Origin of the sequence: Campylobacter sp. IFREMER_LSEM_CL2194, assembly GCF_025771685.1 — a bacterium.
Lineage (GTDB): Bacteria > Campylobacterota > Campylobacteria > Campylobacterales > Campylobacteraceae > Campylobacter_D.
In genome coordinates this window covers 1-1,867 of record NZ_JAKMQS010000036.1, presented here as the reverse complement: position 1 = coordinate 1,867, position 1,867 = coordinate 1, and the positions used below count along the sequence as shown (strand labels likewise).

Genomic DNA, 1,867 nt, shown 5'->3' with positions numbered 1-1,867 from the left:
CCCAGTTTCCAAACATTAACTATCAAAGAGCATAATTACATCTGTAAAAGCAAACATTCATAGATAACTCCTTAGTTTTTAAAGATCTAGTTTTTTACTAGATCTTTAAAGATATATAGTTTTAAATATGAATGAGATTATTTATAAAATATAAAATTAGGAATAAAATTAAATTATAATTTTAAAGATTTAATTTAATATAGTTTGATTATCTAAACTATAATCATTATATACTAATAATTTATAGTATAACAACATACTATAACTTCAAATATATATCCCAATAAATACATATTTTTGTTTACTTTAAGAATTCTCATATAAAACTATGATATAATACAAGCCATAGTTTTAATTTTAATAAGGAGAATTCTCATGAAACTAGTTAAACTTAGTTTAGTAGCAGCTTTAGCTGCAGGTGCTTTTTCAGCAGCTAACGCTGTTTCACTTGAAGAAGCTATAAAAGATGTTGATGTATCAGGAATGTTTAGATACAGATTTGAATCTGATAGATATGATGCGGGAAAAAATGCTCATAAAACTGATGATAACGGCAGACCAGTTCCTGGTATAAGCAATGGTTACAACAGCTCAAAAAATAATGAGCACAACTTTAAAGCTCAATTAAACTTCAAAGCAGCTTTAGATGATAACTTCAAAGCTTTTGTTCAATTCCAATACAACACTAGCGAATTAGGTTATGGTGATAATGGTGTAAATCCAAATAATTCTAATTATAAAAAATCTGGAACAAACACTCATGACACTTTTGCTGTTAACCAAGCTTACTTAGAATACACTAACGAAGCTTATGCTACAAATGTAATTTTCGGTAAAATGGAAGTTGGTTCTATTTGGACTGATGATGCAGTAGGTACAGGAGCTAAAGTTCTTAACAATTCTATCGAAGGTTTAACTTTTGCTGGTTATTGGTTTGATAGCTTCAATGATGAAGATGATGGTGATTTTACTGGCTTAGGAATTAAAAATTCATCTTTATACGGTGCTGCTGTATTAGGTGATTTTGATCCATTTGCTTTCCAAGTATGGGCAGCTTATGCTAACAGCTGGGCATTCTTATATGCAGTAGATGCTAGCTATAAATTTGCATTTAATGATATGAACTTCAAAATTCAAGCTCAATACTTAGGAAATAGTTTAGATAGCGAACACACAAAAGCTGGAAGCACTCTAGATGATGGTAACTTCTATGCAGGTAAATTCAGCGGACAAATCTCTGCATTTGATTTCCAAGCTGGTGTAGTTGGTTATGGTGAAAAAGATAAAGATACTCTTGTAACTTTAGAAGATTTAGGTAGGGTTATTGCTCCAGGTCAACAAATTTTCTATTCTGATGGTAGTGATTTAAGAGGTGATATGGGTGAAAACTTCTTCTATTTTGCAGGTTTAGGTTATACTTTTGCTGAAACTTTAAGAGTAGGATTTGACTATATTGGTGGTAAAACTAAATACGAAAAAGTAGATACAGATAAATACGAAATGGTTGGAAGCATATCTTATGCTTATAGTCCAAAACTTACATTTAGTGGATTCTATTCTTACCTAAGTGAAGATTTCAATACAGCTGGTGTAGATAATGCTGACGATCAATTCATCAGACTTGAAGCTTTATACAAATTCTAATTATAAAAGCTAAGCCAAAAGGCTTAGCTTACTATATCTAAAATTATTTCTTCTTTTAATCCTTGTATTTTAATTTCTTTTATTTTTAAATCATTTGGTAGATTTTCTAGTAAAGCTTCTTTACTATGTATATTTTTACTTGCTAGTATTCTTAATATTTTACCCCTATAAGCCTTTGCAAAATGACTTAAAGTTTTGGAATTTTTTAAAAAAGTGAGGGTAA

The 1,867-nt window shown here is 29.7% G+C and carries 1 protein-coding gene and 1 pseudogene; one reads left to right on the top strand and one right to left on the bottom strand.

Going from position 1 to position 1,867, the window contains the following annotated elements; genetic code table 11:
- Positions 1-375 precede the first annotated feature (375 nt).
- Complete coding sequence (locus L8V79_RS08025) at positions 376-1,644, top strand: major outer membrane protein (RefSeq protein ID WP_263703186.1); 1,269 nt, start codon at positions 376-378, stop codon at positions 1,642-1,644.
- Between the two features lie 23 nt (positions 1,645-1,667).
- Here L8V79_RS08025 and L8V79_RS08020 read toward each other — a convergent pair.
- A pseudogene (locus tag L8V79_RS08020) lies at positions 1,668-1,867 on the bottom strand (peroxide stress protein YaaA); the annotation flags it as partial.